The sequence below is a fragment of the Domibacillus iocasae genome (assembly GCF_001750285.1).
GTDB lineage: Bacteria > Bacillota > Bacilli > Bacillales > Domibacillaceae > Domibacillus > Domibacillus iocasae.
The window spans coordinates 576,495-596,473 of the sequence record NZ_MAMP01000022.1 but is presented as its reverse complement, the minus strand read 5'-3'; the positions used below and the strand labels follow the sequence as shown (position 1 = coordinate 596,473).

Annotated in this window: 21 protein-coding genes and 2 pseudogenes; 9 read left to right on the top strand and 14 right to left on the bottom strand. The window is 45.4% G+C overall.

Annotated elements, in window-relative coordinates:
- Positions 1-291 precede the first annotated feature (291 nt).
- The 3 genes from BA724_RS13815 to BA724_RS13805 all read right to left on the bottom strand — a co-directional run bounded on the left by BA724_RS13815 (position 292) and on the right by BA724_RS13805 (position 3,140).
- A complete protein-coding gene (locus BA724_RS13815; RefSeq protein ID WP_069939219.1) occupies positions 292-1,125 on the bottom strand; it encodes a 3'-5' exonuclease in 834 nt (277 codons plus the stop codon).
- Positions 1,126-1,303: 178 nt separating this feature from the next.
- Positions 1,304-1,582: a hypothetical protein gene (locus BA724_RS13810; RefSeq protein ID WP_141719946.1), complete on the bottom strand. Its 279-nt coding sequence runs from the start codon at positions 1,580-1,582 to the stop codon at positions 1,304-1,306.
- A gap of 364 nt (positions 1,583-1,946) precedes the next feature.
- Positions 1,947-3,140, bottom strand: coding sequence for an acetate kinase (locus BA724_RS13805; protein WP_069939217.1), 1,194 nt, complete (start codon positions 3,138-3,140; stop codon positions 1,947-1,949).
- A gap of 338 nt (positions 3,141-3,478) precedes the next feature.
- Between BA724_RS13805 and BA724_RS18080 the strand changes: the two genes are divergently transcribed.
- From BA724_RS18080 to BA724_RS13790, 5 genes and pseudogenes are all read left to right on the top strand, one after another.
- Positions 3,479-4,171, top strand: coding sequence for a protoglobin domain-containing protein (locus tag BA724_RS18080; RefSeq protein ID WP_083256236.1), 693 nt, complete (start codon positions 3,479-3,481; stop codon positions 4,169-4,171).
- Positions 4,172-4,204: 33 nt separating this feature from the next.
- A pseudogene (locus tag BA724_RS18755) lies at positions 4,205-4,418 on the top strand (methyl-accepting chemotaxis protein); the annotation flags it as partial.
- Positions 4,419-4,435: 17 nt separating this feature from the next.
- The gene (locus BA724_RS18070; protein WP_083256234.1) at positions 4,436-4,633 is read left to right on the top strand and encodes a hypothetical protein; all 198 of its coding nucleotides are present in this window, start codon (positions 4,436-4,438) and stop codon (positions 4,631-4,633) included.
- A gap of 249 nt (positions 4,634-4,882) precedes the next feature.
- Positions 4,883-5,461, top strand: a complete 579-nt coding sequence (locus tag BA724_RS13795; protein ID WP_069939216.1) for an HAD hydrolase-like protein — start codon at positions 4,883-4,885, stop codon at positions 5,459-5,461.
- 414 nt (positions 5,462-5,875) lie between these two features.
- Positions 5,876-6,451: a hypothetical protein gene (locus BA724_RS13790; RefSeq protein WP_069939215.1), complete on the top strand. Its 576-nt coding sequence runs from the start codon at positions 5,876-5,878 to the stop codon at positions 6,449-6,451.
- Between the two features lie 42 nt (positions 6,452-6,493).
- Here BA724_RS13790 and BA724_RS13785 read toward each other — a convergent pair whose 3' ends face one another.
- Positions 6,494-8,107, bottom strand: coding sequence for a methyl-accepting chemotaxis protein (locus BA724_RS13785; RefSeq protein ID WP_069939214.1), 1,614 nt, complete (start codon positions 8,105-8,107; stop codon positions 6,494-6,496).
- A gap of 146 nt (positions 8,108-8,253) precedes the next feature.
- Between BA724_RS13785 and BA724_RS13780 the strand changes: the two genes are divergently transcribed.
- Positions 8,254-8,604 carry a DoxX family protein gene (locus BA724_RS13780; protein WP_141719944.1) on the top strand — a complete coding sequence of 117 codons (351 nt, stop codon included), beginning with the start codon at positions 8,254-8,256 and terminating at the stop codon, positions 8,602-8,604.
- A 141-nt stretch (positions 8,605-8,745) separates the two neighbouring features.
- Here the strand turns inward: BA724_RS13780 and BA724_RS13775 are convergent, their stop codons facing one another.
- From BA724_RS13775 to BA724_RS13740, 8 genes and pseudogenes are all read right to left on the bottom strand, one after another.
- The gene (locus BA724_RS13775; protein ID WP_069939213.1) at positions 8,746-10,185 is read right to left on the bottom strand and encodes a DEAD/DEAH box helicase; all 1,440 of its coding nucleotides are present in this window, start codon (positions 10,183-10,185) and stop codon (positions 8,746-8,748) included.
- A 78-nt stretch (positions 10,186-10,263) separates the two neighbouring features.
- Positions 10,264-10,335, bottom strand: a complete 72-nt coding sequence (locus BA724_RS19140; protein WP_425389031.1) for a hypothetical protein — start codon at positions 10,333-10,335, stop codon at positions 10,264-10,266.
- 86 nt (positions 10,336-10,421) lie between these two features.
- Positions 10,422-11,108: pseudogene (locus tag BA724_RS18065) on the bottom strand (metal ABC transporter ATP-binding protein); the annotation flags it as partial.
- A gap of 188 nt (positions 11,109-11,296) precedes the next feature.
- Positions 11,297-11,491, bottom strand: coding sequence for a 2-hydroxymuconate tautomerase (locus BA724_RS13760; protein WP_069939210.1), 195 nt, complete (start codon positions 11,489-11,491; stop codon positions 11,297-11,299).
- Positions 11,492-11,510: 19 nt separating this feature from the next.
- Positions 11,511-12,614, bottom strand: a complete 1,104-nt coding sequence (locus BA724_RS13755; protein WP_069939273.1) for an NADH-dependent flavin oxidoreductase — start codon at positions 12,612-12,614, stop codon at positions 11,511-11,513.
- A 78-nt stretch (positions 12,615-12,692) separates the two neighbouring features.
- The gene (locus BA724_RS13750) at positions 12,693-13,010 is read right to left on the bottom strand and encodes an IDEAL domain-containing protein (protein ID WP_069939209.1); all 318 of its coding nucleotides are present in this window, start codon (positions 13,008-13,010) and stop codon (positions 12,693-12,695) included.
- A gap of 26 nt (positions 13,011-13,036) precedes the next feature.
- Positions 13,037-13,456 (bottom strand): Rrf2 family transcriptional regulator, encoded by a 420-nt coding sequence (locus BA724_RS13745; protein ID WP_069939208.1) that lies wholly within the window; start codon positions 13,454-13,456, stop codon positions 13,037-13,039.
- Positions 13,457-13,597: 141 nt separating this feature from the next.
- On the bottom strand, positions 13,598-14,791 hold the full coding sequence (locus BA724_RS13740; RefSeq protein ID WP_069939207.1) for an MFS transporter: 1,194 nt from the start codon (positions 14,789-14,791) through the stop codon (positions 13,598-13,600).
- 168 nt (positions 14,792-14,959) lie between these two features.
- Between BA724_RS13740 and BA724_RS13735 the strand changes: the two genes are divergently transcribed.
- Positions 14,960-15,514: a TetR/AcrR family transcriptional regulator gene (locus BA724_RS13735; protein WP_069939206.1), complete on the top strand. Its 555-nt coding sequence runs from the start codon at positions 14,960-14,962 to the stop codon at positions 15,512-15,514.
- Positions 15,515-15,604: 90 nt separating this feature from the next.
- The gene (locus tag BA724_RS13730; RefSeq protein ID WP_069939205.1) at positions 15,605-16,954 is read left to right on the top strand and encodes an MATE family efflux transporter; all 1,350 of its coding nucleotides are present in this window, start codon (positions 15,605-15,607) and stop codon (positions 16,952-16,954) included.
- A gap of 52 nt (positions 16,955-17,006) precedes the next feature.
- On the opposite strand, the gene BA724_RS13725 is transcribed toward BA724_RS13730, so the two are convergent.
- The gene (locus BA724_RS13725; RefSeq protein ID WP_069939204.1) at positions 17,007-18,443 is read right to left on the bottom strand and encodes an alanine/glycine:cation symporter family protein; all 1,437 of its coding nucleotides are present in this window, start codon (positions 18,441-18,443) and stop codon (positions 17,007-17,009) included.
- 132 nt (positions 18,444-18,575) lie between these two features.
- A complete protein-coding gene (locus BA724_RS13720) occupies positions 18,576-19,466 on the bottom strand; it encodes an SDR family oxidoreductase (RefSeq protein WP_425389027.1) in 891 nt (296 codons plus the stop codon).
- An 81-nt stretch (positions 19,467-19,547) separates the two neighbouring features.
- Here BA724_RS13720 and BA724_RS13715 point away from each other — a divergent pair, with 81 nt between their 5' ends.
- Positions 19,548-19,937, top strand: coding sequence for a VOC family protein (locus BA724_RS13715; RefSeq protein WP_069939202.1), 390 nt, complete (start codon positions 19,548-19,550; stop codon positions 19,935-19,937).
- Positions 19,938-19,979 lie beyond the last annotated feature (42 nt).

The following is a 19,979-nucleotide window of genomic DNA, read 5'->3' as shown; positions in this document are numbered from 1 at the left end:
TGTGGACGAGCAGTTTAGCAATCATAGAATTATAGAAACAGGTGATGGTATAGCATGAATAACAGGCACTTCCACCTGCACACCACGGCCTCCGGGCACCAGGTGCATATTGATTTTGCCGGAAGCGTGGCGGAAGTGTTTGTCAGATTATTCCGACTGTTTTTCTTTTCTTAGATTAACAGGTGCCTTTATTTTAACAGGAAAATCAACAACGCTCTTTAACAAAGCCAAATAAAAAAGATGTGCCTTATTCAGGACACCTCTTTTTAAGCAGACTATCGCGTTGACATTTCAGCATTTGGGAAGCAGCAATGCTTTCTGGGATATATATTTCTTGGATGCCTCTTGTTTTTGCACGTCAAACTCGGTTTTAAAAACAGCCGTTACGTGTTCATTCAAATCAAGTGCAACGGCCCGATCCAGCCAGATGGGGCTGGTAAAGAAGACATCGAATGCCACATCGTCTACGTCATGTTTCTTCATATACGCAAAGATGCATTTCATTAATTGCCTTTTCCCGCTGGATTTCAATGTATCCTCATATAGATACCGTTCTTCAGGTGTTTTGTTTGATTTGTACGCCGCATGAACATCCAGTTTTCCGTGAAGATAGCGAAATACTTTTAAGGTGTTCATCGAATCATCGAGGCTGTTGTGTGCCTGCCCATCTGCTTCGATTTGGAACACCTCCATGGTTTTGGTCAGACTGGGGGTGTTGCCGTTGAAGGTATCATACAGGCCAAACTGAAGAATCGGCAATATGTCAATATAGCTGGACAGGTTCAGGAAAGGAAGTCTGTAACGTTCGCATTCTTTTTCCAAGAACCGAAAATCTTCTTTTCCCCATGCCACAAAACAAGATTCCTCCGTGCCAAGAAACGCCTTAAATTTCTTTAATACGTGCGGAAATGGCAGGGCGGAAGACACATCTCGCTGCGTGATGCCTGTTAGTTTTTTCGTAAACGATGTCAACCTTTCTGCTGGCTTCACTAGGGATGAAAAGACATCGACCACTTCCAATGTAGCGGGTGACACTTTCAAGGCTGAGAGTTCAATAATTTCTTCCAGGTGGTGCGGGTCCCATTTCGATGCGTTCCATTCAATATCAAGTACGATGTAATTCACAGTATCCTGCCTTTCTCATTGTCTGTTTCTAATTATACAGCCATTTGAAAAAAGAAACATAAATACAAATAAAAAAGCAGAACTATATCAGATGAAATTGAAAAATGAGTGAACGAAATGAAGCTTCTGATATCTGGTCTCGTGGCGGCATGTGTGTTAGCGATGCCTGCCTATGCGTTTACCGAATCGGAGGAAGGGCAGACTCTGTTTGCCCCAAGATCGCGGAAACACGGAAAGCCCTTGTGGATGCGATCCTCTCCTTCAATTTCCATATGACCACGCTATTCCCCTGCCCTTTACCTATTCTGCCAAATGAATCAAGCAGTACATGAATTAAAACAGCCGCTCTAAAATCGACAAACCACGAATGGTCAAGTGATTTTAGTATTAGCTTTAATTCCTCAGCAGTTAAAGTTTCTACCTGCTTCTCCTGGTCTTTAATATTTTTAATTGCCATAAAAGGATTCTCTTCAAGAAACCTTCTTGCGTCACTGACTGAAAAGTTCTCCATATATTTATTTTTGGCAAAACAACGCTCTAGATCATTAAATAACTTGTTGCAGTTGGAAATTATGTGTTCAGATAGCCTCTCCATTTTTTCACCCTTGCAACAATTTCCCTCGCTCTCTCAACAGACAATCCACCTTGATTTTCTGTTTTTCTTTCAGCTATAAAAAAAAACCCCTTTTCAGTGTTGAAATTCACACATCCAAGAGGGCAGCAAAGAGTCAAGTTCAGTTATGGTTGCTCATGATCCAAATGTATAGTTTAAATAGACAATTAGCTAATCATCAATCATCCACAAACGTTGCCAGGAAGCCTTATACGCCTGCTAAACGAGAAACGTCACGGGCGATCATCACTTCTTCGTTTGTCGGGATGACAATGACTTTTACCGGTGAATGCGGGTAGCTGATGAATTGTTCTTCACCGCGCACATTGTTTAGTGCCGGGTCCCAGTAAATGCCCATAAATTCGAGGCCGTTCATGATTCGGGCACGTGAGGCGATGTCGTTTTCGCCGATGCCGGCTGTGAAAATGATCGCGTCGACGCCAGACATGCGGGCAGCATAGGAGCCGATGTATTTGTGAATGCGGCTGGCGAATACTTCAAGCGCTGTAATAGCGCGTTCGTTGCCTTCTTCGGCTGCTTTCGACAAGTCACGAAGGTCGCTTGACACGCCAGATACGCCGAGCATACCACTTTTTTTGTTTAACGTGTCCAATACTTCGTCCGCTGTCTGGCCGGTTTTTTCCATAATAAACGGCATTAACGCCGGGTCGATGTTACCGGAGCGTGTTCCCATAGCAACACCGGCAAGCGGCGTGAAGCCCATTGATGTATCGATTGATTTTCCGCCTTCAATCGCTGCAATGCTGGCGCCGTTTCCAAGGTGGCATGAAATTAAGCGCAAATGCTCAATCGGACGGCCAAGCAGTGCCGCTGCGCGCTCCGATACGTATTTGTGCGATGTGCCGTGGAAACCGTATTTACGAATGCCGTATTCTTTGTAATATTCATATGGAAGGCTGTATAGGAACGATTTTTCCGGCATCGTCTGGTGGAATGCCGTATCAAATACCGCGACAGCCGGTACGTTTGGCAGCACGGCCTGAAAGGCGCGGATGCCCGTTACGTTCGCCGGGTTGTGAAGCGGTGCGAGTTCTGACAGTTCTTCAATTTCTGCAAGAGTCGCCTCATCAATGATCGCTGAATCGTCGAACTTCTCCCCGCCGTGCACGACACGGTGACCGATCCCGTCGATTTCATCGAGGGAAGCGACAATGCCGTTTGACACAAGCTTAGACAGCAGCATCTGAACCGCCACTGAGTGATCTGGAATGTCGGTTACCTCTGTGTCCGATGTGCCGTCCGGCTTCGAAATCGTGAACACGCCGTCAGACAAGCCAATCCGCTCGACAAGACCTTTCGTCAGAACCGTTTCCTCCGGCATTTCAAACAGCTGAAATTTTAATGATGAACTTCCTGCGTTAATCGCAATTACTTTAGACATTATATCCTCCTCGTGATCGAACAATTTATCTCTATATATAGGAATAACGTGTTCCGCACAAAATAGCAAGTATTCCTTTCTCCGTTAACCGTTTACATGAAATAATAAATATTTTCCGACAAATCTGCTTTATGTTTTGAATTTGCTTCTTTTTGTTTCTTTTTTCTATCTTGTGTATGAGCACACCCTGATATTCATAGAAAAATCTATTATATATATCTTTTTTAGGATAAAAGTTGCACACTATTCCCACAAATATACTTACAAACGGTAAGGACGTGAATTATGGTACGGTTTAATCGATCTCCTAAAAAACAGAGTCCTTTTTCAACACTGAAATGGACTCCTCTATTGAGCTGACTGCTTCTCCTAATTCCGAATTGTCAAAGCAAGTCACTATGATTGGGTTGACCAAACGCGATTTGTCTTATGTCAAAGCGATGAAAGCGATCATGGAGCAGCAAATGGACCACATCATTGAAACATTTTATTCTAGTATCAAGATGCAGCCGGGACTGCGGCATATTATTGAAGCAAACAGCTTCGTCGATCGGCTGAAACAAACCCTTCGTTCGCACATTGAAGAATTATTTGATGGGCGTATTAACGAGTCCTTTTTACAGAAACGGTTTCGGATTGCACACGACCATGTCCGCATCGGCCTTCAAACAAAATGGTATATGCCTGCTTTTCAGAACCTTTTAAATTCAATGACGGATATGATTTCAGCTCAAAGCTGGACCGCTGAAGAAAAAGTGGCTGCGATTGGGACCGTGACAAAACTATTAAACTTAGAACAGCAAATTGTGTTTGAAGCGTATAAGAACGAAAATGAACGCCTGCGGCAGGAATACCTGGCTCAAAAAGAAAAGTTAACAAAGCAGGTATATGCGGTCTCCCAGGAGCTTGCAGCGACTTCAGAAGAAACGAGCGCTTCTATCAAAGAACTTGCACAGCAGTCCGATTCCATTACACAAATTACAAAAGACGGTAAGGTGCAGGCGAACCCATCAGAAAATCATTCCCTCTAGGGACAAAAACAGCTCCGGGATCAGGGCCGCAAGCTGGGCGATATTCAACGGGCAGTATCTGATATTCACGCCTCCTCAACAGAACTAAATGACATCTCCCAACGGATTGTAGACGTCATTACGATTGCTGGCAACATTGCCAGCCAGACGAATTTGCTCGCATTGAATGCCTCCATTGAAGCGGCCCGTGCTGGTGAATATGGAAAAGGTTTTGTTGTAGTGGCGGAAGAAATCCGCAAGCTGTCTCATTAAACGAAAGAATCGATGTCGAACGTTTCAACTCATATCACAAAAACAAACGAATTGATTAAAGAAATGAGTCAGTCTGGGCAGACAGTGAATGGCTTAGTAGATGCTGGTATTTCCGGCATGGATAAAACCGGACACGATTTTACCACTCTTCTTTCATCGATTAGTAAAACGAAACAGCAGAACGAAGAAATTGACCGGAAAATGAAGTAGTTTTTTCATATCATTCAAGAAATCGAAAAGGCATCGGGTGAAGTAGCCCATTCTGCGGCAAGGCTAAATGATGTAACGGAATCGATTTAATGGTTCATTTTCTCAAAACCGTTCTCCGGAGCGGTATTTTTTTATGTTAAAATACGGGGTAGACTGTTTTGGAAAGCAGACACCGCGATGTATGAAGTGAAGCACAATGGAAAAGACGCCTGCTTATTTTATATAGCATACGAAAAGGAGAATAAATAAATGAAGTTACTTTGGGATTTAGATGGAACGATTTTTGATACATATCCGGCAATTGTGAACAGCTTTGCGGCGGTGCATGAGGCGGCGCATGGCACACCGGTAGACCGGGCGGAGGCGCTTAGATGGCTAAAGAAAAACTCAAAGCTTGCGTTTGCGCATTACGGCATCTCGGATGATTTCCGGCCGATGTTCGCAGAGCTTGACCATAAAGAGTCCGAGTCAGCCTGCGTTCCGTTTGACGGAATAAAAGAAGTCCTGGCCGCAGCGGACGTAAATGTCATTGTCACGCATCGGACAAAAGCTTCTACTACCTTTCTTTTAACAAAATGGGGGCTGATTGATTATATTGATGAAATTGTCAGCCCGGAAGATGATGGGTTTCCACGCAAGCCGGATGCCGCAGCGTATATCTATTTGCATGAAAAATATGAGCTCGACTGGGCCATTGGCGACCGGTCGCTTGACTTAATTCCTGCACGCGCAGCGGGGATGAAAACAGTGGCTTTTCAAAACCCGGATATTGAAGCCGATGTTTATTTGGATGTGTATGATGAGACATTTTATGAAAAAGTAAAATAAAGTAAAAAATCGAGTCCTTATACAGGCTCGATTTTTTTATTCGAAGAAAACGGAAAAATAATTTAAACATATAAGTTGAACGAAAGATTTTACACTTTTCTGTTTAGAAAAAGAATCGAGCAACAACGCTTAGACCAAGTGACGTAATAGTGGAAGGATGTCTGATGGATAGAGCCATGCTTGTTGATTTTTTAGAATGGAGGAAGGAGGGCTGGCGGCGGAGACTCCCGCGGGACGAGCAGACAGGATGAAACGGGCAGCGCGAAGCGATGCCTGGTTCATCGTTCGCCCCGCAGGAAAGCGCAGCCGCCAGCCTGTAGTCCATCACCCTTCTTCTTAAAAAGCGCTCCCTTTGCCCTCTTTTTCCCGATCGTACCGTTACGCGATAAACCGCCTCTACAGGAAGCGGTGAAGATGCAGAAGTTAAATTCAACTTATATAATTCTTTCTTTTTTAGCTTTCTTACTCATTTCTTCCATTCTAATTGGATATTTATCCTATCAAAGTGCGAAAAATGAAATAGAAAAGCAAATGCTTTTTTCTGCAAAAGAAAGCACTCTGATGCTAGACCGGCTTATTGGGGACAGGGTCAATATGAAAATAAATGATGTACAATTTTATGCAGATTTGGTCACAAAAAATGATATTCAAAGTGAAGAAAGCGCGGGTTGCGCGTCCGGCTTAATCAGTATGCCAAACTTCATCGGGAAGCCCATTAGTATCTATATCAGAACGCTGGATGGCATCATGGTGCAGGACTCACGCCTGATTATGACCCTCGTTGAACGTCCCTGGTATCATGAAGCATCTGGGCGTCAGCTCTTGACTCTGTGTCTGGCATCGCCGACGACAACGCGTCTTCCGCTGAACCAGTGGCCGCCGCAACAGAAGAACAGCTCGCTTCTCTTGAAGAAAGCCAATATCGCCGCAAAATCTCTTTCCTTTATGGCAGAAGAACTGCGGCAGGTCGTTCGGAAATTTTCCGTTTAGCAAAAAAGCTGTCCCCCGATTCCATTCGGCGGACAGCTTTTTTTATTTGGCCAGCTTAAACCGTTTTACGATCATGCTTAAGCCTTCTGTATCTTTTGATAAACGCTGTGCGTCATTCGACATTTGATGAAGATCATATTTGTTTTGATCCATTTCTCCAACCGTCCGCATCACTTGTTCCGTAAACTGTTCGGCAATCTGGCTCACATCGTGAATCACAGCTTCAAGCTGCTCTCCATCTTTTAAAATACGCGAGGCACTGGCCCGGTTGCTTTCAACAGCTGCTAAAGTATCCGCAGCAATAGAATGAAGGGCCATCACCGTGCCACCCGCTTCCTGAACATGGCGGACACCTGCTTCTAAATCACTTCGGCTGCTTTCAACCTCGTCCGCTACCCGGAATATATCGTCGCGTGTTTTCTGGAGGGCAGCCAAAATATCAGCAGAAAACGCATTCGTTTCTTCGGCCAGCTTTCGTACCTCATCGGCGACGATTGCAAAGCCCCGCCCTGCTTCACCCGCTCGCGCCGCTTCAATCGATGCGTTTAGAGCAAGCAAGTTTGTTTGGGCAGCAATAGCCGTAATCGCTCCAACAATGGCCATCGTGGCATCCGTATCTTCTGATAACGTCCTCATTTTCTTTGCGGCCTGTCCAACACGCTCCTGCAGCATCGTCATATCTGCTTCAATTTTCTGCATCGCCTGCGAGCCAGTATCGGCAGAAGCGGCCGTCTGCTCAGAAAAAGAAACGGTCGAGTCCATGTCCTCTTCCATGCCGCGAATGCCTGCCATCATATCTTGCACGACTGCATGAGCCGATTGCAGCGAAGACATTTGCATTTCAGCACCTGACTGGAATTCCTGCATCGTGCCGGACAGATTTTCAAACGTTTCCAGCAAACGGGCTGTTTGCTCTGCCTGTGTGCCCGACACATGCTCCACAGACTGGGCGGACTTTTGCAGCTCATTCATCATGTTCCGCATGCCAAGCACGACCTTGTTTAATTCAAAGCCAATTTGGTGAAATTCCGTCCGGCGCCCGCTTTTCACTTCGCCGGTTAAATCACCGGCGGAAACTTTCCGCGTTAGCTGGTACCACGAACGAATTTCGGAAACGATGGACTGATATAAAAAATGACCAACAACAGCTGTTATGAGGAAAATGACCAATAAAACAGCAACGGCCGTCCTCGTTAAATCACCGGTTACAGCCAAAATGCCAAACACTGCTAGCAGCGGCAGCATACTGATCGCTAGGAAAGCTGGACGGAGAAACGGCTGCTGAGCAATCCGGCCAAGCCGTAAATTAAAGCGCTTTCCATTTGAAAAAGCCTGAATAGGTGCGGACGCGTCAACAATCATCTCTCCCGTATCACGTGCGTAATGCTGAATAAGCGGCTCGGTCGTCCGTGCTGCTCGCTGTCCCGTCTCATCTGAGAAAAGAACACCTTCCCGCAGGCGGTTTGTATGAATAAGGGCGGTTCCCGTTTCGTCCACAATTAATAAATATTCATTGTCTCCTAGTTCTTCGTCTAATAAATGATGCAGTGTTTCGTACTGCTCGTGGAGCGATTGTTCATTTTTTATGTATGGCTCGATTTTGCGAGCGATCGTCTGCACATCCTGCAAAGGACGGCGTTCTGACTGACGATTCATGCTTCCCCCACCTCCGTCCTCTATTATACAGGATGGGCCACAACATTTTGACTATTTTTTTAATACTTCGTTAAAATTTGACAGGTTTTCCTTCTTTTTATACGGTGAAATCAGTTGTCGGAAAGGATGGGATCCTGATAAAAAACTTGTTGAGAATCGTATGTGGAGTAGGATTTTTACTGGCGGGCATCGCCCACTTTACACGCTCAAGAGGATTTGAAGCGATTGTGCCCGGCTTTCTCCCTTTCAAAAAAGCTATAGTAGCTATTTCTGGCGTCATTGAAATAATGTACGGCTTCGCGCTGCTGTTAAACCGAGGAACCTCATTTGTAACCAAAACCCTGCCCGGCTTTTTAGCTGCCGTGTTTCTGGCCAATGTGTACATGGCAGTGAAAAGAATCCCGCTTGGTAATAAGCAGCTGCCACCATGGGTTCTTTGGGGACGACTCCCTCTTCAATGGCTGCTGATCAAAGGAGCGAAAAAAATCGATTCCTAAGAGAAGGCGTCTAGCAATTTAATGACCTCGCTTCTTTTTCACGCGTCTTCATTATCAAAAAATCCATGCCCGGTTTTATGCCGGCATGGATTTTTTGATTGGTCACGAAGCTCGCCAATTAGTCACGAACAGCACACAGATTTAGTTTCTTGCTTTCTGTACTTTCAGCTGTTTTCCTTTAACCGTTGTGGTTTTCATTGCTTTTAATACCACTGGGCCTTTGCCGTTTAAAATATCGACGTAGGTTACGTTGTCTTGAATAGTAATAATACCGATGTCTGCCGCTTCTATGCCAGGCAGATTCGAGATGGTCCCGACAAAATCAACGGCGCGCAGCTTTTTCTTTTTGCCGCCGTTAAAGTACAGCTTCATAATGTCTTTGCTTACGTTTTTGCTTTTGTCTTCTTTTACTTTTGGACGTTCAGCCATTTTTTCGTCAAATGCAGGCCTGGCGGCTGCGATCTCGGATGGAGACGGGAGGTCTTCACGCGGCAGCTCAAATCCGATATAGTTTTCAATTTCCGCCACGAACTTTTCTTCAAACGGCGTCATCAATGTAATTGCTCGGCCGGTATGGCCAGCACGCCCGGTCCGTCCGGTGCGGTGCACGTAGCTTTCTTTTTCAAGCGGCACGTCAAAATTAATCACGAGCGGCACATTTTCAATGTCAATGCCGCGTGCAGCGACGTCGGTTGCACACAAGTAGCGAAACTCGCCGCGCTTAAATTCATTCATAACGGCAAACCGGTCTTCCTGTACCATGCCGCCGTGCAGCATGCCGCATGACATACCCGCACGGTCGAGTGTGTCAAATAGCGTCTCCACGCGCTCCTGCGTCCGGCAAAACAGCATGGCACTGTCCGCATTCTCAACGGCCAGTACGTCTTTGAGGATACGGATTTTTTCGTCCTCTGCCACCGTCATCACCGCGTGTGTAATCGATGAGGTCGTCATTTCTTTCGCCACTTCAATCCGCTCCGGCACGTTCATGTATTTCTCCGATAAGCGGGCGATGTCCGGTGGGAATGTTGCAGAAAACAGCATCGTCACCCGCTCGGCCGGCAGACGCTCAATAATGGCGGATACTTGCTCAATAAAACCCATATTCAGCATTTCATCCGCTTCGTCAATGACAAGAAAACGGATTTTGTTTACATCGAGTGTTTCTTTTTCAATATGATCCAGCACACGTCCCGGCGTGCCTACGACGATATGTGTTTTTTGCTTGAGCTCAAGCTTTTGTCGGGCAAATGGTGATTTCCCGTAGACAGCGGTCGCTTTTGTCCGCTTAAACCGGCCAATGTTTGTAATATCTTCTTTTACCTGCGCGGCCAGTTCCCGTGTCGGCGTTAAAACAAGTGCCTGCGGCTTATTTTCATCCCAGTCCGTCATCTCGACAAGCGGGATCGCAAATGACGCGGTTTTGCCGCTGCCTGTTTGAGATTTAACAATCAAGTCTTTTTTCAAAAGAGCGGAAGGAATGACAGCCTGCTGTACATCGGTCGGTTTCGTATAAGATAATTCGGCCAGTGCCCTTTGAATATCGGCACTGATCGAAAACTGGCTAAAATGATTTTCCATGGATTTATTACCTTCTTTTTCTATAGTAATGAACGCTTCTCATTATACGGTAGTTTTCCATAGAACGACGATTTAATTTCATTTTTTCACGTTTTTAATGAAGCACCCGATCATTCCGCAAATAATGCCGACCATCGCAGAGGTAAACAGCGCTTTTTGCAGGAAGTCATAATAAAAATCGCTTCTATAAAATTCATGCGTCTGCTGCCTCCTTTTGACCGAGAAATGAGAAAGGGATGAACGTAAGCCTGACGTAACAGTTCCTGCTGAAACACCGTTTCGGCATCTCCAAAACCAATCACTTTTTTATTTAAAAGCAGCAGCTGGTCAAAGTATTCAGTTGCCTTACTTAAATCATGATGAACAGCTAATATGGTTCTCCCATTGGCAGCAAGCTCCTTCAATAAAGCAATCATCGCTGCTTCACTTGCCTCGTCCACCCCGGCAAACGGTTCATAGAATTTCCGCTTTTTGGGCAAGGGCTAAAAAAACACGCTGCTGTCCGCCTGACAATTCCCCAATTTGTTTTTTTTGCGAATGATTCCATTCCCACTTTTTTCAGACAAATCCGCGCCCAGTCCTTTTCTTTTTCCCTAGATTTTTAAAAAACCCTAACGTGGGATACGTACCAATTAAGACGGTATCAAACACCGTGATGGGAAAACCCAATCAATTTCATTTCTCTGTAGCACATAGGGGATAGATACTCTCATCTCCTTAAAGGATTTTCCTCCAAAAAGAACGGTGCCGCTGTCTTTTGAAATCAACGAAAGCATTGCTTTAACAAATGTGGATTTCCTGCCCCATTCGGTCCGATAAATACCAACTAGTTTTCCTTTTTCAACGATAAGATCGACCCTTTGAATCGCTTTCTGCCCATGATAAGAAACGGATAATTCTAAGATTTGAATAGCAGGTATCATTCTGAACACCTCTTTCTTTCCTTCTTAAAAATATTTTGCCTAAAGGCAAATTTAAATTCAAAAAAAGTAGTCACCCTAATTTTTATGCCATAACTAAAAAAGTTTCCTTTTAGCAACATTTTAACCCGAATGAAAACATTTTATCAATAAAAAAACTGCTCCAACCTCAGTTGGGGCAGCCCTTGCACTTATTTTTCATCTTTAAAGGAAAACAGTTCACCCTGCTTGCCGTAGTCATTCGGTTTTAAGTCTTCAAAAAAGACAAAAACCTTATCGGCATCCACGTCAAAAGATTCTTTGACAGCGGCGGTCATGCGTTTTACCAAATCACGTTTTTGTTCGGGTGTTTTTCCTTCTAATACTTTGACGGTAATAAACGGCATATATTGCCACCCTTTCTTTTTAGACGCCTGGGAACCAGCCCGGCGTGTTTACAATTGCATTCCAAAGCGGATCCGGCACAACGAGTTTTTCCTGCTCGTTTTTATCAATTTTCACGGCAATCGTTTCTTCCTCGCCGTTCTCTACTTTCTGTACCCAATCCGGCTCGATAATAAGCCCGCGGCCAATCGCAAGGAGATCAACGCCTGTACCGAGTGCTTTCATGGCGTCATCCGCTGTATAAATCGACCCGACGCCGATGACCGGTATCGCATTTCCAGCGCGTTCTTTAATAATTTCTAGGCGTGGGCGAGTATCATCGACGCCTCGTCTCGGCTGAGACCAAAATTCCATAAGTGATACGTGTAAATAATCCAGATCTTTTTCTTTTAGCGCGTCAATCAATTCCAGCGTATCAGCCATCGTTATGCCTGGTGTTTCCGGCTCTTCCGGCGAGAAGCGGTAACCTACCGCAAACGGACGGTCCGCTGACGCAGCTGCCTGTTTAACTGCATCTACAACGGCAAGAGGAAACGCAAGGCGTTCACCCCATTTATCCGTACGGCGGTTGGAGTGTGGTGAGAAAAATTGCTGGATTAAGTAGCCGTTGGCGCCGTGAATTTCCACGCCGTCATAGCCTGCTTCGATTGCGCGGCGTGTCGTTTCACCAAACGCCGCAATGATGTTTTCCACTTCTGCAGCGGAAAGCTCACGCGGTACAGCGCTTCCTTCTGCTTCGGCCGGCACGCTGCTTGCGCTGACGACATCCCCATCAACTAAGTTTGACGGCACCATGCGTCCTCCGTGAAAAATTTGCAAAATGGCTTTGGCGCCTTTTTCCTGAATCGCAGACGCAAGGCGCGCGAGGCTTGGAATCATTTCATCCCGGTCGGCACCAAATTCCCCTGGGAAGCCTTTCCCATTCGGCGTTACGTATGTGCAAGCCGTGATCACCGCTGCCACGCCTTCTGCCCGGCGTGCATAATACCCCACTTCTGCATCGGCCACTGTCCCGTCGTCATTCGATGAAAAGTTGGTCATTGGTGCCATCACGATGCGGTTTTTTAACTCAACCCCGCTTTTTAATAAAAAGGTTTCAAATAACGGTGCATAGGTTGATTTCATTGCATTAGTTGATTTCATTGTAAAACTCCTTTTGTTGACTGTCCCCCGCTGCGTTAACGCAGCGGGGGACTGACATGATTATGAATATTGCTTTTTTAGTTTGCGCAATTCTGCAGATAATTGCTCAAACCATTCTTCATCTTTTGTTAGCAGCGCCATATCAATGAGCTGTTCAAGTGATGCTTCGGCTGGCTCCTGTTCCAGCACGGGCTGCAGTGATTTTGTAAGCACACGGATCATTCGTCCGATCAGCTCCTCATTCACTGAATCCATAATATACACTTTTGTAATGTCTTCCGGGTTTTCTATTTTTACGACATATCCGTAGATTCTCTGTTTATCCCACGTTTCGCCTTGTACCCAGTCACCGACATGAAATTGTGTTTTGTTCCCCATTTTTTTCACTTCCCTGTTTCAAATGGTTATACACCTGCTTTAATTTTTTGTAAAACAGAGGCAACCGTAAATTGATATAAAAAGGATGCGTACGTATCTTCTGCTTCCTTAAAAATGTAATCCATTACGCTCTGCGTATTCGATGAAACCGGACACCCTTGTTCTGGGTCTCCTGTCTGCCAATTTGGCTGCAGTTCACCACGTGCAATCGCCTCATATACATCGCCAAGCGTAATTTTTTCCGGATCCTCACCGAGCATATACCCGCCTCGAATTCCTTCTTTCGTTTTTAAAAATCCGCTGTTACGGAGTATACTCATTACTTTTCGGATGCGGGCGGGGTTTGTCGCCACATTATGCGCAATCGCTTCACTTGATGCCATATGGCCTGGCAAATACGCCAAGTACACAAGGCTGTGAACGGCGATAGTGAAATTACTATTCAACCGTGTGTTCCCCTTTCAGAAACATACTGTAATTTTATTTTGTACAGTTCAAAAAGTCAATGGAAGTGATTTTACATGACTATTGATTCCGTGTCAATACATCTTTTTAAGAATTTTTTCCCTAAAAAAACTGCCTTCCGTTTAGGAAGACAGCACGTTTTGCTTCACTGCTCGTTTTTGCCACAGGATCGTTATGAAAAGGGTGATTCCGAGCAGTACAAGGCCAAGCATAAATGGAAATAAAATATTGACGTCGTATAAAAGACCGGCACATGTCGGACCGAGCACATTTCCGATTGACATGTACATATTGTTCATACCCATCGCAAAGCCCTGTTCATTACCCGCCATTTTGGAAATAAGTGTATTTAAGACAGGGCGTAAAATCGACGTCGCACAAAAAATAAGCAGCGAGATGCCAAAAAACAACCAGTAGTTTTTCGCAAACAGCGAAAGAAAGAACCCGAGAGCCGCTACCGCCAAAAAGACATTGAGCACTTTTCCTTCTCCATATTTCGTCACGATCCGGTCGACGATAAACAATTGCACAATCACACTGACAATACCAGTCGATGTGATCATGAGCGCAATATCCTGCGGCGTGGCTCCAAACTCATCATCCACAAATAAGCCAAGCACCGATTCATACGCCATTAAGCCGAAGCTCATCACAAGCGTAATAACGAGCGGAATAAAATAGGGCATCGTCACCGAGCGGGCAAGCTTTTTCAACATCGGCTCTTCCGCCGGGCGCTCCATCATAGCTGGCTGCTCCGGACGATCCGGTTCTTTCAATAAAACAATCGAAAAAAACACCGCAAATAGAGCAACAATCGCTGAAATCAAAAATGGCGCTTTTAAGCCGAAGTCAGCAAGGAAGCCGCCGATCCCGGGACCGACAACAATCCCAAACGACATCGCTGCGGAAATGAAGCTGTTTCCTTTTGCCCGTTGTTCAAACGATGTAATGTCCGCCACATAAGCAAAAATGGCCGGGATTAAAAGCGCCGCGCCAATGCCGCCGATTACGCGAGACACGTAGAGCATCCAAATCGAATCGAAAAAATAAAACACAAAACTTGAAACGGCAAGTCCAAACAAGCCGTAAATAATCATTTTTCGACGGCCGTAATCATCCGCCCATTTTCCGGCAATTGGTGAAAAAACGAGCTGTGCGCCCGCAAAAATGGCGATCATCAGTCCCGCGGCCATGCCGCCTTCATTAATTGACTCTAAATACGCCGGCAAAATCGGAATGATGATGCCGAAGCTGCCAATGGCAATAAACATGTTAATCATTAAAATAATCAACTTTTTCCGCTGATCACCGGTCATGAAAAAACTCCTCCTTTTATATACGCTTGCTTATTCTAGCAAATTGTTTTTAGAAACGGAAATAAATTTATCGTTAAGTTGACGAATTTTTTTAAAGCCGTTATGATAATATTAGAACGGACAAAACCATTTTTGTTTTTTTAGTTTTTTGACCAGGGGGATTGATACGTGAAAAATCGCATTATGAACGCCTTTATCGAGGAGATTCTTGACAAGAGCATGAAGTTTACGATGGACGACCTCGCCCGGAGGCTTGGCATCAGCAAAAGGACGCTGTATGAGCATTTCCCATCGAAAGTGGCGATCCTAGACGCCATTATCGATTCGTCGCTCACCGCCTTTGACGAACGGACAGACGCTATTTTAGCCAATCCGGATTTAACACTTCTGGACAAAATTAAGCAGACCATTACCGTGGCGCCAACCTTTACCGAGTTTTATGACTTGCGTATTTTAGAACAAATGAAACGTCATTATCCGGCACAATGGGAAAAAATGAACACGGCGCTTAACCAGTGGGATGACTTGCGTATGTTGATTGAGCAGGCGATTGACGAAGGCTTAATAGCCGAAACAAACGTGCCGCTCATTATGAAGCTCATCATCGACGCGACAAATACAACACTCGACCGGCGTTTTTTCCAGGATAACTCAATTACTGTTCAAGAAGCGCTTCATTCAATCGTGGATATTATTCTCTATGGACTTGTGAAAAAGAACTAGCATCAGCATATGCTGATCTTTTCTTTCGTCTTTGAAAACCAATAAAACAAAAATAGTTTTTTTGTTCCGAAAAGGAGCGTTTTAATTTTTATGAGTGATTCACTTACCAACCTGCCCGTGTACAAACTGTTTTTTCGTTACTTAATTCCCTCAATGATCGGCATGATGCTTATGGCCGCGAACGTTGTCATTGACGGCATAATGGTCGGCAGCCGGCTTGGTGCTGAAGCGCTTGCCGGAGTTGGCATTGCCGGACCTGTTTATACGATTTTTATTGCGGTATCGCTTTGGATTGGCGTCGGGGGCGCCACCCGTTATTCCATGGCAATGGGCGCTGGAAAACGGGAAAAAGCCCGTGTGATTTTTACGCAGGCGCTCGTGCTGAGTTTTTCCATTACCCTTGTCATTGCGCTGGCAGCTTATTTTTTTCGCGAACCGCTTGTATACGCGCTTGGCGCAAATCCGGATACGTACCCACACGCGTCTGCTTATATGACGGTGCTGCTTCTCTTCGGCTTTGTGTTTACGATCGAAAGTATATTCAGTGTCTTTGTTCGCAATGATGGCGGGCCAAACCTTGCGATGGCAGCACTTGTCACGGCGGCACTCGCCAACGTTGGGTTTAATTATTTGTTTTTGTTCGTGCTTAATTGGGGCGTCTCCGGTGCGGCATTCGCCACGGTCATTGCCTGCACATTGGCCATCTTGATCTTATCGACACACTTTTTCCGGGCATCCAGCAACTTAAAACTCGTCCGGTTTACCTTTCAAAAACGGGTTGTTTGGATGATTATCGCCATTGGCTTTCCCAGTTTTCTCGCTGAAATTGGCATGTCTGTGTTTACTGTGTCCCATAACTTGCTGCTCGAAAAAATGGCGGGTACGGACGGCGTCGCGGCATTTACTATCTTAAATTATGTGCACAGTGTCATGCTGATGCTGTTTCTCGGCATGGGATCAGCCATCCAGCCTCTCATTAGCTACTACCATGGAGCTCAGGATGAACAGCGAAAAAAAGAAACGGTCCGTCTTGCCTTATTTGTATCGGCTGGCGCGGGTGTGCTGTTTTTCGTTATTGGCCGGCTGGCCGCAGGACCGATCGTCTCGATTTTTGGTGACTTCCCTCCATCCGTCACGTCCCTTGCCGTCGACGCAATTGGTCTGTTTTTTATCGCCTACTTATTCATGGGCATTAATTTTGTGATGATGACGTATTACCAGTCAATCGGCCGTGTCCGGATGGCTGTCTGGATTACATCGGCGCGTGAAATTGCCGTTATGCTTCTGCTGCTTGCTGTGCTGCCACGCGTGTTCGGGCTCACCGGTGTCTGGCTGACCATTCCGGTTTCCGAGCTGATTGTGCTTTTGACCATTATCCAGTACGAGCGGAACATTCGCTTTAAGCGTGCGGACCGCCGCCGGGAACAGCTTGATTTTTAACAAATATTTAACTAAAAAACGAGCTGTCCAGAAGCGGACAGCTCGTTTTTGTTTACTTTTTATATTCATTTTCCCAAAAGTCTGCGTTTTTAATACCAAGCGCTTTCGGATCAAAGACCGGATCTTTTCCCTGCTTTTTCTGCGCTTCATAATCTTTTAAAGCAAGCAGCGCTGGTTTTGCCAGAATGACGATGGCGATGATGTTCAACCAAACCATGATGCCAAGACCCGCGTCGCCAAATGCCCACGCAAGCGCCGACTCATTCGTTGCGCCATAAAAGGTTGTGACCAATAAAATAAAACGGAGCGCGTTGATAGCGATAGGACTTGTTTTGCCTCGCATTAAATAAAAAATATTGGTTTCAGCGATATAGTAATATGCCATGATCGTAGTGAAGGCAAAAAAGAATAGCGCGATTGCCACAAACCCTGATCCAATACCTGGAAATACACTGTCGATCGCTGCTTGAGTGAACCCTGGTCCAACTTCTTGGGCAGGCAAATTTTGCACCAAGAATTCCCCATCTTCCGATTGCGTGTTATACATACCCGTCATCAAAATCATAAACGCAGTAGCTGAACAAACCAATAGTGTGTCAATATAAACTGAAAACGCCTGTACAAGCCCTTGTTTAGCAGGGTGAGAAACTTCCGCCGCCGCCGCAGGATGTGCGCCTGTCCCTTGACCAGCTTCATTCGAATAAACGCCACGTTTTACGCCCCATGAAATAGCCATTCCGAGCAAGCCGCCGAAAACTTGGTCAACGCCAAACGCACTGCGGAAAATTAATGAAATAACTGCTGGAAGCTCACTAATATTCATAATAACAATAACAATCGCAAGCAATATGTACCCGATCGCCATAAAGGGAACGATAATTTGCGCGGCATTCGCAATCCGCTTAACACCGCCAAAAATAATGAACGCAAGTAACACGACAATCATAACCCCCGTCACAGCAGGGTTGATATTAAATGCATTCGCCATTCCGCCCGCAATCGCATTGGATTGGACGCCCGGCATTAAAATGGCCATTGCGATAAGAGCTGCAAACGCAAACAGCACCGCAAACCATTTAACGCCCATTCCTTTTTCAATATAATAGGCAGGTCCCCCGCGATACTGTCCGCCTTGTTTCGTTTTGTAAATTTGCGCCAGAGTCGATTCGACAAATGCACTTGATGCACCAATGAACGCAATAGCCCACATCCAAAAAACAGCTCCAGGCCCGCCGTAGAATATAGCTGATGCAACGCCGGCTATGTTTCCTGTACCTACACGGCCGCTAAGCGCGATCGACATTGCTTGAAACGAAGATACTCCCGCATCTGACTTTTCTCCCTTAAACATCAGCCTAATCATTTCTTTAAAATGTCGAACTTGCAAAAATCTTGTTAAAATTGAAAAAATTAGGCCTACACCAAGTAAACCGTATATAACCGGATCACTCCATAAAATAGAATTCAACCACGTCACGAATGCTTCCAACCAACATCTCTCCCTTTCTATCTCTAAGGTGTACTATTTTTTTAGAATAACGGGAAATGCAAAAAATTACAATAGGAATGTTATTCTTTCTTACATAAAAATCCCTCTGCTTAAAAAGCAGAGGCAGATTGATTAAGACGTAACAAAGTCGCCGCCATTCACATGAATCGTCTGGCCGGTTACATACGATGAATCGTTTGAAGCTAAATATACAAATGCCGGTGCGTTTTCAGACGGCTGGCCGCGGCGTCCCATCGGTGTATCAGCACCGTGCTTTGCCACCTTTTGTTCATCAAACGTGGCCGGAATAAGCGGTGTCCAGATCGGACCCGGCGCGACCGCGTTGACACGAATGCCTTTTTCCGCTAAATTCGCCGCGAGCGAACGAGTAAAGGTGGTAATGGCCCCTTTCGTTGACGAGTAGTCAATAAGTTCCGGTGCGCCGCGATAAGCGGTGACAGACGACGTATTGACGATCGCGTCTCCTTTTTTCATGTGTGGCAGCGCTGCCTGTGATAAATAAAACATGGAGAAAATATTTGTCTGAAACGTTTCCTGCAGCTGTTCCGGCGTAATCGCCAAAAAGTCTTTCGTCGGGAATTGCTTGCCGGCGTTGTTAACGAGTACATTTAAGCTGCCGAACTCCGCAACCACTTTTTCCACGAGCTTTTTGCAATTTTCCACGTCACTCACGTCCGTTGCAACGCTTAGTGCTTTCACGCCGTATGACTCGATAATTTGAACCGTTTTTTCGGCATCGCCGTCTTCATTTAAATAAGCAATGGCTACGTTCGCCCCTTCTTTTGCAAATGCAATTGCTGTTGCCCGGCCGATCCCCGAATCGCCGCCTGTTATGAGTGCTACTTTGCCAGCTAACTTGCCCGATCCTTGATATTCCTGGTCATCATAAAGCGGCTCCGGTGTCATTTCCGATTCGATTCCGGGCTGCTGGTTTTGTGTTTGTGGCGGGGTCTGCTCATCCATTCGTTCAAATTTATCTTTTGTCAATTTATCCAACTCCATCCATTTTTAGTGTACAAAAAAAGTATTCCCCGCTAAAAAAAAGATAAACCTGTTATAATGGAGGGAAAAGGAATGACGTGAATGATTACATATGAACAGCTTCACCACGTGAGCTTGAATGTCACAGACCTTGCCAAGTCAAAAAAATTTTATGGCCAGGTGTTATGTCTGCAGGAATTACTACGCCCGCCATTTGATTTTGAAGGTGCTTGGTATGCCGTTGGAAACCAGCAAATCCACCTGCTCGTTTTGCCCGAATCGCAGACTATTCGCCGCGATCGGTCGTTATCAAGCCGGGAAGGTCATTTTGCACTTCGGGTAAAAAGCTACGAGGATACACTTGACTGGCTGAAAAAGCATGAGGTAAACGTACTGGAGAAGCCAAACAGCATCAGCGGTTTCGCTCAGCTGTTTGTTGCTGATCCAGATGGGAATTTAATCGAACTGAACGTAGAGCGGTCTTCTTTCTGACCGCTTTTTTTTACGATTATTACTTTTTGAATTTTGCATATA

Bases quoted from the DNA above. Each gene is read 5' to 3' on its own strand.
- BA724_RS13810 (WP_141719946.1), bottom strand. From the start codon at position 1,582: ATGGCAATTAAAAATATTAAAGACCAGGAGAAGCAGGTAGAAACTTTA.
- BA724_RS13805 (WP_069939217.1), bottom strand. From the start codon at position 3,140: ATGTCTAAAGTAATTGCGATTAACGCAGGAAGTTCATCATTAAAATTT.
- BA724_RS18080 (WP_083256236.1), top strand. From the start codon at position 3,479: ATGGACTCCTCTATTGAGCTGACTGCTTCTCCTAATTCCGAATTGTCA.
- BA724_RS18070 (WP_083256234.1), top strand. From the start codon at position 4,436: ATGTCGAACGTTTCAACTCATATCACAAAAACAAACGAATTGATTAAA.
- BA724_RS13795 (WP_069939216.1), top strand. From the start codon at position 4,883: ATGAAGTTACTTTGGGATTTAGATGGAACGATTTTTGATACATATCCG.
- BA724_RS13790 (WP_069939215.1), top strand. From the start codon at position 5,876: ATGCAGAAGTTAAATTCAACTTATATAATTCTTTCTTTTTTAGCTTTC.
- BA724_RS13785 (WP_069939214.1), bottom strand. From the start codon at position 8,107: ATGAATCGTCAGTCAGAACGCCGTCCTTTGCAGGATGTGCAGACGATC.
- BA724_RS13775 (WP_069939213.1), bottom strand. From the start codon at position 10,185: ATGGAAAATCATTTTAGCCAGTTTTCGATCAGTGCCGATATTCAAAGG.
- BA724_RS13760 (WP_069939210.1), bottom strand. From the start codon at position 11,491: ATGCCGTTTATTACCGTCAAAGTATTAGAAGGAAAAACACCCGAACAA.
- BA724_RS13755 (WP_069939273.1), bottom strand. From the start codon at position 12,614: ATGAAATCAACCTATGCACCGTTATTTGAAACCTTTTTATTAAAAAGC.
- BA724_RS13750 (WP_069939209.1), bottom strand. From the start codon at position 13,010: ATGGGGAACAAAACACAATTTCATGTCGGTGACTGGGTACAAGGCGAA.
- BA724_RS13740 (WP_069939207.1), bottom strand. From the start codon at position 14,791: ATGACCGGTGATCAGCGGAAAAAGTTGATTATTTTAATGATTAACATG.
- BA724_RS13730 (WP_069939205.1), top strand. From the start codon at position 15,605: ATGAGTGATTCACTTACCAACCTGCCCGTGTACAAACTGTTTTTTCGT.
- BA724_RS13720 (WP_425389027.1), bottom strand. From the start codon at position 19,466: ATGGAGTTGGATAAATTGACAAAAGATAAATTTGAACGAATGGATGAG.
- BA724_RS13715 (WP_069939202.1), top strand. From the start codon at position 19,548: ATGATTACATATGAACAGCTTCACCACGTGAGCTTGAATGTCACAGAC.